Here is a 15,772-nt window from a genome sequence, read left to right as displayed (position 1 = left end):
CCTGCAGCCGGTGGTATCGGCGGCCGGGCCGGCGCCGGCTAGCTTTCCGGCCATGGGAAAACACCTGCGTACCCTTCCGCCGACCCTGGCCCTGGCCCTGGGCGCCACGACGGCCGGCGTGCTGATCGCGCCGCCCGCCGTGGGCGCGGCGGCCCCGCCCTGTTCGCCGATCGCCGGCGAGCGAGCCGACGCCGGCGTACCCCACGGCGTGCCCGACCATCGCCGGTTGCGGCGTGACGCCGAGGCGGTGTCGGCCCTGGGCATCCCGGCCGTCCAGGCCAGGGCGACGGCCGGCCGCATCACCTGTTCCGCGCGCGTCGGTGTCGCCGATGTGCGCACCGGCCGGGAGATCCCGGCCGACGGCGCGTTCCGGATCGCCAGCACGTCCAAGGCCCTCACCGCGACCGTGGTGCTCCAACTCGTCGGCGAGGGCCGCCTGGGGCTCGACGACCGGATCGAACGATGGTTGCCGGGGCTGGTGGCCGGTCGCGCCATCACGATCCGCCAGGTGCTCCAGCACACCTCCGGCCTGCCCGACGCCATCCCGTCGTGGAACACCGAGGCGCAGTACCTGAAGCTGCGGTATCAGCGGTACTCCACCCGGCAGTTGGTGGAGGACGCGGTCGCCATGCCGAAACTCTTCGAGCCGGGCGAGGGTTGGGCCTACTCCAACACCGGCTACCTGATCGCCGAACTGATCATCGAACGGGTCACCGGGCAACCGTGGGACGCCGAGTTCGAGCGGCGCATCTTCCGCCCGCTGGGCATGGACCACACCTACTGGCCCGGATCATCGCCCGACATCCGCCTGCCGCACGCGCTGCAATACCAGCGCTTCGACGGCGAACTCGTGGACGTCACCTCCCAGATCCCCGCCTACCCGGCGGCCGGCATCGTCTCCACCACACGCGATCTCGACGTCTTCTTCCGGGCACTGCTCGGCGGACGCCTGCTCAGCCCCGCCGAACTGGCCGCGATGAAGAGCACCCGTCCCGTCGACGCCGCACTGCAGAAGTTCTGGCCGCGCGGCGAATACGGTCTCGGACTGGTCTCCCGCCCGCTGACCGACACCGGCGACGAGCGCTATTGGGGACACGACGGCGGCGACTCGGGCTCCATCGTGACCACCGGCTTCACCGAGGACGGGCGACGGGGTGCGGTGGTCTCGATGAACTTCGGGCTCGACGCGACCTTCGACGAGACGCTCGCCCAACAACGCGCCGCCGACCGGGTCGTACGGAACGTACTCCGCCCGCCGCGTCGGTGAGCCGGCGGTCGGCGCCGGCGCCGAAGTGTTCGGGTCCCGGCCGCGGTTCGCCGATGACGGGTGGGATCATGACACCTTCGCAACGGCACGGATCGGGGAGGGATCGGATGGGCGCCGGCACTCCGGCGACGGCGGAGCTGTTGTTGCGGTGCGCCGATCCGGAGCTGGCATCACGGGTCCGGGCCCGGCTCGGTGTGGCCGGACCGGGCGCCGATCCCGTCCCGGAACTCGGCCGTGGGACACCGAACAAGCCCATCGACCGAAGCTCTTGGCGGTATGTCGCCGATGCCCGCGAAAAGCGTCTGCTCTCCGCCGCGACGCCCGACTGGGACGAGGTGATCGAGGCCCATCGCCGCGAACCCATCCGGGAGTTCGCCCGCACGATCCTCCTCGCGGATCGCGGCTGTCCGCCGCGGGTCGCCCTCGAACTGGTCGTCGCGCCACCCGAGCCGTTTCGGTCGCAGTGGGCCACCGGACCGCTCGAAGCCGCGTTGGTGAGCGGGGTGCTGACTCCGCGTCGGATCGTGTTGTCGGCGACGCCCGGCTGGTGGGCGATCCGCACCCTGGAGTTCTTCGTGCGCCCCCGGCACTACCGGCGGCTCGCGGCGATCGACCGAGTACTCGACGAGGCGGCCGAGTTGTTGCCGGGCGACGACCTCGCGGCGTGGGGGTGGTTGATCGCACACGCCCCCGATCATCGGGGGACGTTCCCGCAGTTGTGCGCCGACGCCGCGCGGCTGTCCGGTTCGGCCGGGAGCGGGGTCCGCACCGGCTCGGGCTCCGGCGCGGCCGTGATGGGTCGCGAGTTCGACGCCGTCGTGCCCGGTCCGGCGGTCGGTGAGTGGAAGCGGTGGGGCGCGTTCTCGCCGGCCGGGATGCTGGGTCGGGTGGATCCCACGATCGCGGCCCGTGTGGTGGCCGCGCTGCCCGTCGAGGTCGTACGCGGCTTCGCCCGCGCCGGTACGGCGTTGGCCGGACGCGTCGTACTGCCCGCGCTGAAGCGGGTGCCCGAGCACACCTGGGACCTGGTCCACGAAGTCGTGCCCACCGCCTCGACCGTCGAGCGGCTGCTGGCGCTGCACGACCCGAACGTCAACGCGGCGTTGTTGTCGGCGCATCCGGGGCCGGACGCCGCCTACGCGATCCACCGGGCCACCCGTCGCGACGCGCGGCCACGCGTACGGCTGCCCCTCGAACGCCGCGCCTGGCTGAGTTCCCGGCTGTCGAACGACTGCGCCGAGGCGGTCCACGGTCACCATCCGTATCTGATCCGGGCCGCCTTCGAGCACTACGGGGCCCGTGGCCTCGGCCGCCCGGCCACGCTGCGCGCCCTGCTCGGCCTGTGGGAAACCCGGGGCCGCGTCGCGCTGTTCGACCGACGGGTCAGGCTGCGGCTCGGCGGCGAGTACGAAACGGCGCGGACCTTCCTGGACACGACGCGCGCGTTCGACGGTCTGCGCCGGCTGCGGCGCGCGGTGGTCGACTCCGGGCGACCGGCGGCACTGCTCGCGGCGATGCGCCGCAATCCCGAGATCGCGACCCGGCATGTCCCGGACACGTTCTGGCCGGAGGCGATCGCCGCTCACCGGCGGGGCGAGTTGCCCCGCGCCGTCCTGGCCAACCTCGCCGCCCAGCCCCGCTGCCCGGACGAACTCGCCCTGGCCGCCTGCCACTCGGACCCGGAGGCGGCGGCGCGCGTGGGGCAGCGCTCACCCGCCCACGCCCGCGCCGCACTCGGCCACCCGCTGCGCGAGCCGTTGCGGGAGCGGCCCAGCGAGTGGATCGACGAGGCGGACAACTGGTACGTCGACGCGGTCGCCGACGGCACGCTCACCATGCGTGAGTTCGTCGAGACGGCGCAGCCGCCGCTGCGCATGCTCGGCGCCCTCGACGCCTTCGCGGCCCTGCTCCCCGAAGAACTCGACGAGGCCCGTCGGCTGATCGCCGCACACGTGGCGAACACCCTCGGCGACAGTGTCGACGCGTGGGTGATCGCCGGCCGCATCGCCCCCGATTTCCCGGGTGCGCTCCCGGAGTTGCTGACCACGGCGACCGCGGCGGCGACATGAGGCGCAAGCGGCGGTGCCCGCTCAGGCGTTCTTGACCGCCACCCCGCCGTACATCGCGATGTCCGTGTCGCGGATCTCCGGCGCGTCCGGATCCGGACGCCAGTGGTGCACCAGCGTCACCCCCGGGTCCAGCAACTCGTAGCCGTCGAAGAAGGCGAGCGTCTCCTTCCGGTCCCGGATCTGAAGCGGGATGCCGCGCGCGTTGTACTCGCGCCCGACCCCGCCCACGCCCACCGGGTCGGTGTCGCCGGTGAACACGGTCAGCACCAGGAAGCTGCCCGGGGCGAGTTCGTCCATCAGGCGCCGCACCAGGCCCTGGGGGTCGTCCTCGTCGAGCACGAAGTGCACGATCGCGACCAGGGACAGCGCCACCGGCTTCGACAGGTCCAGCACCTCGCGCAACTGCGGGGCGTCGATGATCGAGTCGATGTCGCGCAGGTCGGCGTCCACGTAGCAGGTGCGGCCCTCGGGGGTGCTCGACATCAGCGCCCGCGCGTGGGTCAGCACGATCGGGTCGTTGTCGACGTAGGCGACCCGCGTCTCGGGGGCGATTCCCTGCGCGATCTCGTGCACGTTCGGCGAGGTCGGGATCCCGGTGCCGATGTCCAGGAACTGCCGTATCCCGTACCGCTCGGTGAGGTGTCGCACCGCCCGCTGCATGAAGGTGCGGGTGGTGCGCATCGAGATCGGCAGGGCCGGCCACGCCTGCACCGACGCCTGCGCGGCCACCCGGTCCGGTTCGAAGTTGGTCTTCCCACCGATGAGGTAGTCGTAGACCCGGGCCGAATGCGGGACGTCCAGCCGCAGATCGACCGCCGGCCAGGGCTCCTCGCGCGGATCCCGCGACATCCACTCCGCTTCCGACATCCCTCGCCTCTTCCCTCGGTTCACCGGGCAACCAACTGCCTTATCGGCACGCTGTGTTCTGCATGGTAACCGGCTGCACGCGCACGTACGTCGGCCCCCACGACCGGACTTGCGTCGTGGGGGCCGACATCGTGCGGGTGAAACGGGTGGAGCGGGTGGAGCGGTTACTTCCGTGCGGGGGCGATCCAGACGACGGCGCCCGTGTCATGCGGCAGCGGGGTGATCGGGAACACGGTCACGCCGTATGCCTTCTCCAACCCGGGGTTGCCGTTGCCGGTCACCGAATCGTGGAACGGCTTGCCGTAGTTCGCGAAGTCCGGCGAGCCGTCCGGCTTGGTCACCTTGGTCGAGTACGGCGCCCGCGCCGGAACCACGGTGGAACCGTCGCGGTCCTTGCCCTCGAATCCGTTCGGACCCGCCTGGACGCCCGGCGCGTAGCCGAACACGTCGGAGAAGAACCGCACCGGCTCCGTCTTGGCGAAGTTCGCGCAGTGGTCGCCGGCCCGGAGGCAGGCCTGGAATCCCGCGGTGTCCTTGAAGCCGAACGCCGCGTTCGCCGACTGCACCCGGGCCTCCACGTTGGCCGCCTCGTTCGACGGCAGGTGCGGGAAGCGGTACGGCTCGGGATTCGCGTCGACGAGCAACAACTCGCCCTTGGCGCCGTACGACGGGCTCCGATCGAGATAGTTGAGGATGCCGTTGTTCGGGTACTCGTTGTCCCGGAGCCACACCAACATGCCCGGCGCGTTGTAGGCGAGCTTGGAGCGCTTGCCGTTCTCGCCGAACGTGTAGGTGTACTTCAGGCCCTGGTCGAAGCCGGAGAGGTTGCGCCACTCGAGCAGGTAGTACTGCTCCTTGTTGAACGTACCGTCGGAGCGGATCCAGCCGGTGCCCCGGGTACCGGCGCCGACCGAACCCGCCACGGGCGTCCATCCGTTGTCGCCCTGCTCGACGTCGTCCGACCACACGGTGGTGCCACCGTTGGTGAGCGAGAAGTCGTCGGCGAGCCAACCCTTCTCCTGCGTCGCGGCATCCGTGTCGACGCCCAGGCGCAGTTTGATGTTCTGCCCGGCGTACGCGGTCAGGTCCACGTGGTCGTGGCGCCAGCCGTTGCTGTCGCCGGTGAGCCCGGTGCTCTTGCCGAACCGGCGCAGGTTGCCGTTCGGGTCGGGGTAGTTCGGCGGGGTGGACACGAGCGTGCCCGCCTCGTCGCGGACCTCCAACTGCTTCCACGTGGTGCCACCGTCGGTGGAGACCTCGACGAAGCCGAAGTCCCAGTCCACCTCCAGCGAATAGTCGCTCCACCACTGGAACTTCAGGTCGGTCCCGGTCGGGACGGCGAGGTCGCGGACGAGTTTGACGTCCGCCCACTCCTGGTCGTTGTTCGAATACCACGCCTTGGTGCCGCTGTGCGGCGTGGAGAATCTGAACACCTTGTCGGGCAGGTTGACCCGGACCGCCTGTTGGGTGCCCTTGGGTGTCTTGGCCGCTTGGCCGAGCGTGGCGATGGTGGGTTTGTCACCCACCTTCAGGACCTGCGGTGTCAGCCAGCCCAGCGTGTACTTGGACCACGCGCTCATGTTGGCCGGCATCGACTGGAACAGCGGGCCCGAGTGGGAGCCGCTCGCCATCAGGTCCCAGAAGTTGACCGAGGACTCGCCGCCGCTGAAGTTGTCGTACAGGTCCGGCAGACCGAGGTCGTGGCCGTACTCGTGGGCGAACACGCCCACGCCGGAGTCCTCCGGCTGCACGATGTAGTTCGCGACCTTGACGGTGTTTCCGGGCACGGTGTAGCCGCCCGCCACGGCGCTGGAGTGCGCCCAGATGGCGTACGTGCCCTCGGCGCCGCCGCCGGAGGACTTGTCCTTGCCCGAGTGCACCAGGACCAGGTGGTCGACCACGCCGTCGGGCTCCTGCGTGTTGCCGTCGTTGTCGGCGTCGCCGGTGTCCTCCTTGTCGTAGTCGGCCCACGGGAAGTTCGGCTGGCTGCGGGCGAGTTCGTTGACCGCGTCGATCGCGAGCGTGGCCGCGCCACCCGGGTTGTTCGGGTGTCCGCTCATGTCCTGCTGACGCTTGCCGCAGGCACCCGCGCCGTACCACGCCTCGGAGTGCGGGACCTTGATCCACGGGGTGGCGGTGCCGGAGACGGTGTACTTACCGCTCGACATCTCCTCGTACATGTTCTTCATCGTGTAGCCGGAGACGTCGATGCCCGGCTTGCCGTCGGGACCGATCAGGTCCTTGCGCATACGCTCGGTGATGCCCTGCTTGGTGTAGAGCATCTTGTTGAAGTGCTCGGGGCTGAAGTCGTTGACCCACGGCGTGTTGTTGTCGTTCCCGGCCAGTGCCGGGTCCGGGATCGTGTTGTGCAGCGGGCCGTTCTTGATCGTGCCCGGCGGTTCCACGACGCAGGAGGGATCCAGGACGCTCGCGCGGCGGTTGAACCCGGAGAAGTCGTCGTTGGCGTTCTCGTTGAACTCGACGAGAATGGTCAGCAGTTTGGCGTTCTGTTGTTTACCCGGCGCCAAACCGCTCTTCTCGGCCTTCAGTTGCTCCGGACTCTTGCCTGTGCGCTGGGCCTCGGCCTCCAGCAGGCGCAGTTGCCCCGCCGCGCGCGGGTTGCCCTCACGGTCCTTGGCGCCGCGCCCCTCCTTGGCCTTGCGAGCCTTGTCGGCGGCGCTCACTTCGCCGTCGACGCCGGTGCCCTGGGGGAATTCGGCTTCGACGGTGTTGAGATAGGTGTCCTCGGGTCCGGGGTTCCACACCGCCCTGGTGTTGTCCACACGCACGGGCGCGGCTACGGACGCGGCGCCGGTCACCGTGGAAAGGCCCGCGGCCACGAGTACGGAAGCCGACAGTAAAGTCACCGGGCCACGGAAACGCCGGAGGCCTCGCGGCGGCGTACCGCCGCGCCCGGGTATCGCTCGACTCAAGATGGTCTCCCCTTCCGCCCGGAAGGTGGTCCCGGACGCGAAGCGACGCCGATCAGGGTGCTGTGGTGCCTTACGCGCCCACGACGTCGAGCTGATTCGGCAGAGCCCGACCCCCACCTCCCGCCGGCCGTCGGGTCACGACGGAGACGGGATTTCGCGTCGGGCATCCGGACCCTAGATGCGCCTGTGACACCAGAGACAGGGGAGGCAAAGATTTTTTTATGGACTCTTTACCCGAGACCCACGACAGCCCCGGGAAAAGCCCCGCGAATCCGGGAAAATCGCGCGCACCGATGAGTTCGCGGACCCGGGGCAGTCCTTTGCAATGGGCCGCAAAGGTCCGCGCGATCCCGCCCGGTCCCGGCCGGGTCCGCGCACCACCGACACCCGGAGGACGCCCGATGTCGCAACACGAACCGCGCACCCGACTGGACTCGCGCTACAGCCACCCCGACGCCGAGGCCGTGCCGTGGTCGGTGGCGGTCACCCGCCTGGCGACCGCCCCGGTGTTCTGGCTGAGCACGGTGCGGCCGGACGGACGACCGCACGTGACACCGCTGCTGGCGGTCTGGCTGGAAAACGCGCTGCACTTTTGCACCGGCGCCGACGAACGTAAGGCGCACAATCTCCACACCAATGCGAACTGCGTGCTGACCACCGGCGACAACGCCCTGGACCGGGGCCTCGACCTGGTCGTCGAGGGCCGCGCGGTGCCCCTGGCGGACGACCCGTCCCTGCGCCGCATCGCCGACGCGTACGCGGGCAAGTACGGCCCCGACTGGCGGTTCGAGGTCCGCGACGGCGCCTTCCACGGCAGCCGGGGCAATGTGGCCCGGGTCCTGCGAGTGGCGCCGACCACCGTCTTCGGCTTCGGCAAGGGCACGTACAGCCAGACCCGGTGGCGCTTCGACGCCGCCTGAGGTCGCGCCCGGACGGCCCCGGTCAGGCGAACGGACCCTCGGCGACGAAGCGGCGCAACGATCGGGCGAACTCCCCTGCCGCACCCGGCGGCCAGGTGTCCAGGCTCGCGGTGATGTGATCGGCCAGTCGGCGGCGCAGTTCGACCACCGCGCGCTCTCCCGCGTCGGTGAGCACGAGCAGCGCCGCCCGCCGGTCGGTGGGGTGCGGTTCGCGCCGTACCAGTCCGGCCTCCTCCAGGCGGGTGGCGCGGCGGGTGACGCCGGAGCGGTCGAGTCCGACGTCGGGCGCCAGGTCGGCCGCGCTGCGCGGTCCCGTCCGGGCCAGCGCGCTCAGGACCGGGTAGGTCACCTCGTCCACCCCCTCGCCCATGCCCTCGGTCAACGACCGGTGCAGCCGCTCCCGCGTCGTCCGCCGCAACAGCAGGCCCAGCGCGTCGGCGATCTCGTATCCCACCTCGTTGTCCACACCACCAAGGATAGCGTGCGCGGCGCACGCATATGGTGCTACGGTATGCGAACGAAATGCGTGCGTCACGCACGCATCTCTTTCGTTTCCTTCCGCTCACCCGAAAGGCGGGACCTCCCATGGCCCCCACCGGTATCGCCGCAGCCCTCACCGACCTGCTCTTCGACCATGACCTCCCGCTCGCCGAGGCCGCCGACCGGCACTTCGCTCCGGACTACCGCCAGCGCACCGACGGGGAGTGGGCCGACCGCGCCGAATTCCTCGCGCACATCGCCCACTTGCGTACGATCGTGGCCGCCGGTTCCGTCGAGGTCCACGACGAACTGCGCGACGGGCCTCGCTACGCCGACCGGCACACGGTCGACATCACCAAGCACGACGGCTCGACCGTACGCACCGAGGTCTACGTCTTCGCCGACCTGGCCCCAGACGGTCGTTTCCACCGCATCGAGGAGGTCACCCTCATGCTCCGAGGCGACGAGGCCGACCGGAATCTCGGCAGCGCCCGCTGAATCCGGCCGGCCCGACCCGGGTCCTGCCCGGCCTCAGCCGGTGGGCACCGGCTGCGGCGCGGGCGGCCCGGTGTAGCGGGCGATCGGCCGGATGATCTTCGTGTCCTCGGCCTGCTCCAGGATGTTCGCGCACCACCCGATCACCCGACTCACCGTGAAGGTCGGCGTGAACATGTTCCGGGGAATGCCGCACAGTTCCATCACCACACCCGCGTAGAACTCCACGTTGACGTGCAGTTCCCGCCCCGGCTTCAGCTCGGCCAGGATCTCGGTCACCCGTCGGTGCACCGTGCCGGCGAACTCCACCAGCGCGACGCCCCGCGCGTCGGTGTGCGGGGCGAGTTCGCGGGCCAGCTCGGCCAGCATCACCGCCCGCGGATCCTCGGTGCGGTAGACCGGGTGACCGAATCCCATGATCCGCTCGCCCTCGGCGATCCTGGGCCGCACCCACGCGTCGACCGCGTCGGGCGAGCCGATCGCGTCCAGCGACTCCAGGGCTCGATCCGGCGCGCCGCCGTGCAGCGGACCGGAGAACGCGCCGATCGCCCCGACCACCGCGGACACCAGGTCGGCCCCCGTGGAGGCGATCACCCGCGCGGTGAACGTGGAGGCGTTGAAGCCGTGGTCGACGGTGGCGATCAGATATCGCTCGATCGCCGCCACCCGCTCGGGTTCGGGCTCCTCGCCGGTCACCAGGTACAGCCAGTTGGCCGCCGTGGACAGATCCGCCCGGGGCTGCAACGGCTCGGCTCCGGCCCGGATCCGGTACAGCGCCGCCAGGATCGTCGGGGTCACCGCCCCCACCAGGAGCGCGTCCGCCCGGCGCCGCTCCGGCGACGACTCCCACAGCGGCGGCAGCGTACGCGCGGCGCCGATCAGCGACAGCGCGGTGCGCAGTCCGGCGAGCGGATCGAAGCGCTCGCCCGCCGTGGCGATGGCGTGCAACACCGGGCGCAGCTCCTCGGGCAACACCCGCAGTCGGGCCAACTCGGCTGCGAACGCCGTCCGTTCGTCGGCCGCGGGCAGTCGGCCGTGCACGAACAGGAACCACACGTCCTCGAACGTCCGGGTGCCCGCCAGCTCGATCGCCGAGTATTGCCGGTAGTGGTAGAAGCCCTTCGCGCCCTGCACATCGCCCAGCTCGGTGGTGGTGACCACCACCCCCTTCAGCCCCCTGGGTACTTCGATCCCGCCGTCGACGACGACCGACATGACACGCCTCCCGCTCTGCGCACAGTTCCGCTTCGGCCACCTCGAATGTCGTCCCGACGATCAACTATCGTCAATGTTGATTGCCTCAATACGAGCGGAAGGCGGCGACGAAATGGCTGGTCGACGGGCCGTGCCGGGCGACGAAAGTGACCGGGATTACCTGACCACCGCCCAGGTCGCGCAACGGTTGGGGGTCAAGCCCGAGACCGTGTACGCCTACGTCAGTCGCGGGTTGTTGACGAGCGTGCGCGAGTCGCGACAGCGCGGCAGCCGATTCGCCGCCGCGGACGTGGAGGAGTTGGCGGGCCGAACCGGAGGGCGTCGTGCACGCCCCGCCAACGGCTCGATCGAACGTATCCACACCCGGGTGACCCTGCTCGCCGACGACCGGCTCTACTACCGGGGCCGCGACGTCGCCGAACTCACCGGATATCGCCTGGAGTCGGTGGCGCACTGGTTGTGGCGAGGCGTCGACCTCGCCGAGGTGCCCCCGTTCGAGGCCCCCGCCGGACCGGCCGACCTGGTCAGGCGCACGATGAGCCTGCTGCCGGACACCGCCCGGCTCACCGACCGTATCCGGATGATCGTGGCCGCGGCCGGCACGGCCGATCCGCTGCGCTTCGACCTGTCGGAGCCGGCCGTGGTCCGCGCGGGCGAGGCGCTGCTCGCGATGATCGCGGACACCCTGCCCCCGTGCCCGGGCGCGGCCCCGCCGACCGGGCCCTCACTCGCGGCGCGGTTGTGGCCGAAACTGACCGCTCGCGCGGCGACCCCGGAGCGCATCCGGCTGCTGAACGCCGCGCTCGTGCTCAAGGCCGACCACGACCTGGCAGTGTCCACGCTGGCCGCGCGGGTGGCGGCCGGCGCCCGGGCGGACGTGTACGCGGTGGTCTCGGCCGGGCTCGGGGTGTTCGACGGCCGGCATCACGGCGCGGCGATCGGGTTGGCGTACCGCTTCCTGCGCGACGCGCTGGGCCCGGCGGGCGGCGGCCCGACCGGCGCGGTCGCGGACCGGTTGCGCGCCGGGGAGCACCTGCCGGGCCTGGGCCACCTGCTCTACGCCGAACACGACCCGCGCGCCGACCTGTTGCTCGGCCTGCTCCGCGAACACGCCGAGCACGACGAGCGGGTCGCCCGGGTGATCCGCGCCGTGGACGCGCTGACCCGCGAACCGGCGGCGCGCGCCGAGGTGTTCCCCAACGCCGACCTGGCGCTGGCCGCGTTGGCGCACGCCATGCGGATGCGGCCGGACGCCGGCGAGGCGGTCTTCGCGATGGCCAGGTCGATCGGCTGGCTGGCCCACGCGATGGAGGAGTATCGACAGCCCGGTCTGCGCTACCGGGCCATCGGCGTCTACACGGGCACGCGCCCGCCGAGCCGCTGAGGCGCGGCGTCGACGGGTCGGCTCACCGCGCCTCGGCCGCGCCGGCGACGGTTTTCAGCCAGTCCTCGACCAGGGCGACCTCCACCCACTGCGGGAACAACTTCTCGGTGAGGAAGCGGTGCACCTCGGGGTCGAGGTCCAGGCAGCCGTCCACGAGCACGGTCAGGCCGAAGTCCAGATCCTGCGCGTGACACAGGGTGTAGAGCACGACACCGCTGGTGGCGATGCCGGCCAGGACGAGGCGGTCGATGTCGCGCGCCCGCAGGACCAGGTCGAGGTCGCTGCCGGAGAATGCGCTGCCGCGTCGTTTGGTGACCACGACGTCGCCCTCGCGGGGCGCGACGGCGGGGTGGATCGCGGTGCCCGGGGCGCCCTCGGTGAACAGCCCCATTGCCGCGGAGTTGGTGAGCACCCGGTTGCGCGGGCTCACCTCCGGCTGCCCCGGCCGCAGCCCGATCACCACGTAGATCACGGACATGCCCGCCGCGCGGGCCCCCTCGATCGCCGCGCCGAGCCGATCCAGGTATCCGGAGCCGTCGTCGGCCATCTCGACGATCTCCTGCTGTACGTCCATCACAAGCAGTGCGCCGTTGCCCATGCGTATCGTCCCTCCCAGCACGGACCGCGCGGTCCGTGAGCCGGCCGACACCGCTCCCCGGCGTCGGGTCGTGCCCCGCTCGGTACAGTACGGGGATGGCAAACCCCAGGGAGCAGATTCTCGCCGAACTCGGCGTGCGGACGGCCGTCGTGCCCAAGGTGGAGATCCGGCGCCGGGTCGACTTCCTCAAGGACTACCTGCGGTCGACCCCGGCCAAGGGCTACGTGCTCGGGATCAGCGGCGGCCAGGACAGCACACTGGCGGGCCGGTTGTGCCAGCTCGCCGCCGAGGAGTTGCGGGCCGAGGGCCGAGAGGCGCGGTTCGTCGCGGTACGGCTGCCCTACGGCGTGCAGGCCGACGAGCACGACGCGCAGATCGCGCTGGGGTTCATCCGGCCCGACCGTTCGGTCACGGTGAACGTCAAGCCGGGCGCCGACGCGGTGGCCGCCGAGGTGGCCCGCGGTCTGGCCGAGTCGGCGGGTGGGGAGTCCGAGCTGCGGGACTTCGTGCGCGGCAACCTCAAGGCCCGTGAGCGCATGGTGATCCAGTACGCGATCGCCGGACAGCTGAACCTGCTCGTGGTGGGCACCGATCATGCCGCCGAGGCGGTGACGGGCTTCTTCACCAAGTACGGCGACGGCGGTGTCGACCTCACCCCGCTGACCGGTCTGACCAAGCGTCAGGGCGCGGCGCTGCTCCAGGAGTTGGGCGCGCCGCCGAGCGTGTGGGAGAAGGTGCCGACCGCCGACCTGGAGGACGACCGGCCCGCGCTGCCCGACGAGGTGGCGCTGGGTCTGACGTACGCTCAGATCGACGAGTACCTGGAGGGCGGCGACGTCGCGCCGGAGGTGGCGGCGCGCCTGGAGTCGACCCATCGCGCGACCCGGCACAAGCGGGCCCAGCCGGTCACGCCCGACGACGACTGGTGGCGCTGACCGCACCGCGGCGGTTCGTGGAACAACGTCCGGGTCGGCCCGCGTGGGCCGACCCGGACGTCGTGGTCACACCAGGTCGAACCGGTCCAGCTCCATCACCTTGGTCCAGGCGGCGACGAAGTCGGTGACGAACTTCTCCTTGGCGTCGTCGCTCGCGTAGACCTCCGCGAGCGCACGCAGTTCGGAGTTCGCCCCGAAGACCAGGTCGACCCGGCTGCCGGTCCACTTGACCTCGCCGGTGGCCGCGTCGCGACCCTCGAACGTGTTCGCGTCCTCCGACGTCGCCTTCCACGTCGTGCCCATGTCGAGCAGGTTGACGAAGAAGTCGTTGCTCAGCACGCCGGGCGTGCTGGTGAACACGCCGAGCGACGACTCCTGGTGGTTGGCGCCCAGCACGCGCAGCCCGCCTACCAGGACCGTGGTCTCCGGCGCGCTCAGGGTCAGCAGGTTCGCCCGGTCGATGAGCAGGTACTCGGCCGGCAGCCGGTTGCCCTTCGCGAGGTGGTTGCGGAACCCGTCGGCGGTCGGCTCCAGGGCGGCGAACGACTCGACGTCGGTCTCCTCCTGCGAGGCGTCCACCCGGCCCGGGGTGAAGGGCACCTCGATGTCGACCCCGGCGGCCTTGGCGGCCTGCTCGACCGCGGCACCGCCGGCGAGCACGATCAGGTCGGCGAGCGAGACACGCTTGCCGTCGCTGCGACCGCCGTCGAACGCCGCCTTGATCTCCTCCAGGCCGTGCAGCACCGCGGCCAGCCGGTCGGGCTCGTTGACCTCCCAGCCGAGCTGCGGTTCGAGCCGCAGCCGCGCGCCGTTGGCGCCGCCGCGCTTGTCGCTGCCGCGGAAGGAGGACGCCGACGCCCACGCGGTGGACACCAGCTGGGACACGGTCAGACCGGAGGCGAACACCCGGGCCTTGAGGTCGGCGATCTCCTCGGCGCCGATCAGCTCGTGGTCGACCGCCGGCAGCGGGTCCTGCCACAGCAGCGTCTCGGTGGGCACCTCCGGGCCGAGGTAGCGCACGACCGGGCCCATGTCGCGGTGGGTCAGCTTGAACCACGCGCGCGCGAAGGCGTCGGCGAACGCCTGCGGATCGGCCAGGAACCGACGCGAGATCTGCTCGTACGCCGGGTCGAAGCGCAGCGACAGGTCGGTGGTCAGCATGGTCGGCGCGTGCGTCTTCGACGGGTCGTGTGCGTCCGGTACGGTGCCCGCGCCGGCGCCGTCCTTCGGCTTCCACTGGTGCGCGCCGGCCGGGCTCTTGGTCAGCTCCCAGTCGTAGCCGAACAGGGTCTCGAAGAAGCTGTTGTCCCAGCTCACCGGGGTGGCGGTCCAGGCACCCTCCAGCCCGCTGGTGATCGCGTCGGCGCCCTTGCCGGTGCCGAACGTGTTCTTCCAGCCCAGGCCCTGCTGCTCGATCGGGGCGGCCTCGGGGTCGGGGCCGACATGGTCGGCCGGGCCCGCGCCGTGCGTCTTGCCGAAGGTGTGCCCGCCGGCGATCAGGGCGACGGTCTCCTCGTCGTTCATCGCCATCCGGCGGAACGTCTCGCGGATGTCGCGCGCGGCGGCCAGCGGGTCCGGGTTGCCGTTCGGGCCCTCCGGGTTGACGTAGATCAGGCCCATCTGGACCGCGCCGAGCGGGTTCTCCAGATCCCGGTCGCCGCTGTAGCGCTCGTCGCCGAGCCAGGTGGTCTCCGGACCCCAGTAGACGTCCTCGTCGGCCTCCCACACGTCGGCGCGACCGCCGCCGAAGCCGAAGGTCTCGAAGCCCATCGTCTCCAGCGCCACGTTGCCGGTGAGTATCAGCAGGTCGGCCCAGGACAGGCTCTGCCCGTACTTCTTCTTGACCGGCCACAGCAGCCGACGGGCCTTGTCCAGGCTCGCGTTGTCCGGCCAGCTGTTGAGCGGGGCGAAGCGCTGCTGCCCGGCACCGGCGCCGCCGCGGCCGTCGCTGATCCGGTAGGTGCCGGCGCTGTGCCAGGCCATCCGGATCATGAACGGGCCGTAGTTGCCGTAGTCGGCCGGCCACCAGTCCTGCGAGGTGGTCAGCACCTCGGCGATGTCCCGCTTCACCGCGGGAAGATCGAGCGCCTTGAACGCCTCGGCGTAGTCGAAGTCCGCGCCGAGGGGGTTGGCCACGGCGGGGTTCTTGGCGAGGATCTTCAGGTTCAGTCGCTCCGGCCACCACTGCCGGTTCCCACCGCCCTGGGTCGGGTGCGGTGCGCGCGTGTGCGCGACCGGGCAGCCCCCTCCGCCCTCCGTCTTCGCGTCTACGACGATTGCATCATTGTTCTCGGACATGGGAATCCTTCCGGACCAGGCGGATCGTGGTACTCAGGGCATGCGAGCGGTGCAACGTCGGGGGGAGAAGCCGGACTCGCCGGACGTGCTCGGCCCGGGAGCATCGACAAACCTCTACGGTCGTGCGGTCCACGTCGGCGGCGACACGACGGATCGGCGGAACCGGGCCGCGTCGCGGTCGGTTCACCGCGTGGTACGGGTCCCGCGCCGGCGGCCGACTTCGTCAGGCCGGCACCGCGCGGTTCCACGGCGGTGGTCCCGTCACGTCTCCGTCTCCTGCCGTAGTGGGGTGTTCCCGACTCTTGGCTATC

At 71.1% G+C, this 15,772-nt stretch carries 12 protein-coding genes; 6 read left to right on the top strand and 6 right to left on the bottom strand.

Going from position 1 to position 15,772, the window contains the following annotated elements; genetic code table 11:
* The first annotated feature begins 52 nt into the window (after window positions 1–52).
* On the top strand, window positions 53–1,267 hold the full coding sequence (locus ACFXKZ_RS46400; RefSeq protein WP_380012357.1) for a serine hydrolase domain-containing protein: 1,215 nt from the start codon (window positions 53–55) through the stop codon (window positions 1,265–1,267).
* Window positions 1,268–1,374: 107 nt separating this feature from the next.
* Window positions 1,375–3,336 (top strand): hypothetical protein, encoded by a 1,962-nt coding sequence (locus ACFXKZ_RS46395; protein ID WP_380012354.1) that lies wholly within the window; start codon window positions 1,375–1,377, stop codon window positions 3,334–3,336.
* 21 nt (window positions 3,337–3,357) lie between these two features.
* On the opposite strand, the gene ACFXKZ_RS46390 is transcribed toward ACFXKZ_RS46395, so the two are convergent.
* Both ACFXKZ_RS46390 and ACFXKZ_RS46385 read right to left on the bottom strand, forming a co-directional pair.
* Entirely contained in the window at window positions 3,358–4,203 is an 846-nt protein-coding gene (locus ACFXKZ_RS46390; protein ID WP_380012351.1) for an SAM-dependent methyltransferase, read from the bottom strand.
* Window positions 4,204–4,367: 164 nt separating this feature from the next.
* Window positions 4,368–7,070 carry an immune inhibitor A domain-containing protein gene (locus ACFXKZ_RS46385; RefSeq protein ID WP_380012348.1) on the bottom strand — a complete coding sequence of 901 codons (2,703 nt, stop codon included), beginning with the start codon at window positions 7,068–7,070 and terminating at the stop codon, window positions 4,368–4,370.
* Between the two features lie 467 nt (window positions 7,071–7,537).
* Here ACFXKZ_RS46385 and ACFXKZ_RS46380 point away from each other — a divergent pair, with 467 nt between their 5' ends.
* Window positions 7,538–8,056, top strand: coding sequence for a pyridoxamine 5'-phosphate oxidase family protein (locus ACFXKZ_RS46380; RefSeq protein ID WP_380012345.1), 519 nt, complete (start codon window positions 7,538–7,540; stop codon window positions 8,054–8,056).
* Window positions 8,057–8,078: 22 nt separating this feature from the next.
* Here the strand turns inward: ACFXKZ_RS46380 and ACFXKZ_RS46375 are convergent, their stop codons facing one another.
* Window positions 8,079–8,522 (bottom strand): MarR family winged helix-turn-helix transcriptional regulator, encoded by a 444-nt coding sequence (locus tag ACFXKZ_RS46375; RefSeq protein WP_380012342.1) that lies wholly within the window; start codon window positions 8,520–8,522, stop codon window positions 8,079–8,081.
* Window positions 8,523–8,641: 119 nt separating this feature from the next.
* On the opposite strand from ACFXKZ_RS46375, the gene ACFXKZ_RS46370 reads away from it, so the two are divergent.
* Window positions 8,642–9,034: a nuclear transport factor 2 family protein gene (locus ACFXKZ_RS46370; RefSeq protein ID WP_380012339.1), complete on the top strand. Its 393-nt coding sequence runs from the start codon at window positions 8,642–8,644 to the stop codon at window positions 9,032–9,034.
* 33 nt (window positions 9,035–9,067) lie between these two features.
* Here ACFXKZ_RS46370 and ACFXKZ_RS46365 read toward each other — a convergent pair whose 3' ends face one another.
* Window positions 9,068–10,246, bottom strand: a complete 1,179-nt coding sequence (locus ACFXKZ_RS46365) for a citrate/2-methylcitrate synthase (RefSeq protein WP_380012336.1) — start codon at window positions 10,244–10,246, stop codon at window positions 9,068–9,070.
* A 112-nt stretch (window positions 10,247–10,358) separates the two neighbouring features.
* Between ACFXKZ_RS46365 and ACFXKZ_RS46360 the strand changes: the two genes are divergently transcribed.
* Window positions 10,359–11,630 (top strand): citrate synthase, encoded by a 1,272-nt coding sequence (locus tag ACFXKZ_RS46360; protein WP_380012333.1) that lies wholly within the window; start codon window positions 10,359–10,361, stop codon window positions 11,628–11,630.
* A gap of 22 nt (window positions 11,631–11,652) precedes the next feature.
* Here ACFXKZ_RS46360 and ACFXKZ_RS46355 read toward each other — a convergent pair whose 3' ends face one another.
* Window positions 11,653–12,228 carry a cysteine hydrolase family protein gene (locus ACFXKZ_RS46355; RefSeq protein ID WP_380012330.1) on the bottom strand — a complete coding sequence of 192 codons (576 nt, stop codon included), beginning with the start codon at window positions 12,226–12,228 and terminating at the stop codon, window positions 11,653–11,655.
* 95 nt (window positions 12,229–12,323) lie between these two features.
* Here ACFXKZ_RS46355 and nadE point away from each other — a divergent pair, with 95 nt between their 5' ends.
* Window positions 12,324–13,163 (top strand): ammonia-dependent NAD(+) synthetase, encoded by an 840-nt coding sequence (gene nadE / locus ACFXKZ_RS46350; RefSeq protein WP_380012324.1) that lies wholly within the window; start codon window positions 12,324–12,326, stop codon window positions 13,161–13,163.
* A gap of 66 nt (window positions 13,164–13,229) precedes the next feature.
* On the opposite strand, the gene katG is transcribed toward nadE, so the two are convergent.
* Window positions 13,230–15,461, bottom strand: coding sequence for a catalase/peroxidase HPI (gene katG / locus ACFXKZ_RS46345; protein ID WP_380012321.1), 2,232 nt, complete (start codon window positions 15,459–15,461; stop codon window positions 13,230–13,232).
* Between the last annotated feature and the right edge of the window lie 311 nt (window positions 15,462–15,772).

The sequence above is a fragment of the Embleya sp. NPDC059237 genome (genome assembly GCF_042754105.1).
Taxonomy (GTDB): Bacteria; Actinomycetota; Actinomycetes; order Streptomycetales; family Streptomycetaceae; genus Embleya.
The sequence above is the reverse complement of the archived record's forward strand: the minus strand, read 5'-3'. Positions and strand labels throughout refer to the sequence as shown.

Excerpts from the sequence above, each read along its gene's own strand:
- ACFXKZ_RS46355 (WP_380012330.1), bottom strand. The coding sequence starts at position 12,228 with ATGGGCAACGGCGCACTGCTTGTGATGGACGTACAGCAGGAGATCGTC.
- nadE (WP_380012324.1), top strand. The coding sequence starts at position 12,324 with ATGGCAAACCCCAGGGAGCAGATTCTCGCCGAACTCGGCGTGCGGACG.
- katG (WP_380012321.1), bottom strand. The coding sequence starts at position 15,461 with ATGTCCGAGAACAATGATGCAATCGTCGTAGACGCGAAGACGGAGGGC.
- ACFXKZ_RS46400 (WP_380012357.1), top strand. The coding sequence starts at position 53 with ATGGGAAAACACCTGCGTACCCTTCCGCCGACCCTGGCCCTGGCCCTG.
- ACFXKZ_RS46365 (WP_380012336.1), bottom strand. The coding sequence starts at position 10,246 with ATGTCGGTCGTCGTCGACGGCGGGATCGAAGTACCCAGGGGGCTGAAG.
- ACFXKZ_RS46390 (WP_380012351.1), bottom strand. The coding sequence starts at position 4,203 with ATGTCGGAAGCGGAGTGGATGTCGCGGGATCCGCGCGAGGAGCCCTGG.
- ACFXKZ_RS46360 (WP_380012333.1), top strand. The coding sequence starts at position 10,359 with ATGGCTGGTCGACGGGCCGTGCCGGGCGACGAAAGTGACCGGGATTAC.
- ACFXKZ_RS46380 (WP_380012345.1), top strand. The coding sequence starts at position 7,538 with ATGTCGCAACACGAACCGCGCACCCGACTGGACTCGCGCTACAGCCAC.
- ACFXKZ_RS46395 (WP_380012354.1), top strand. The coding sequence starts at position 1,375 with ATGGGCGCCGGCACTCCGGCGACGGCGGAGCTGTTGTTGCGGTGCGCC.
- ACFXKZ_RS46370 (WP_380012339.1), top strand. The coding sequence starts at position 8,642 with ATGGCCCCCACCGGTATCGCCGCAGCCCTCACCGACCTGCTCTTCGAC.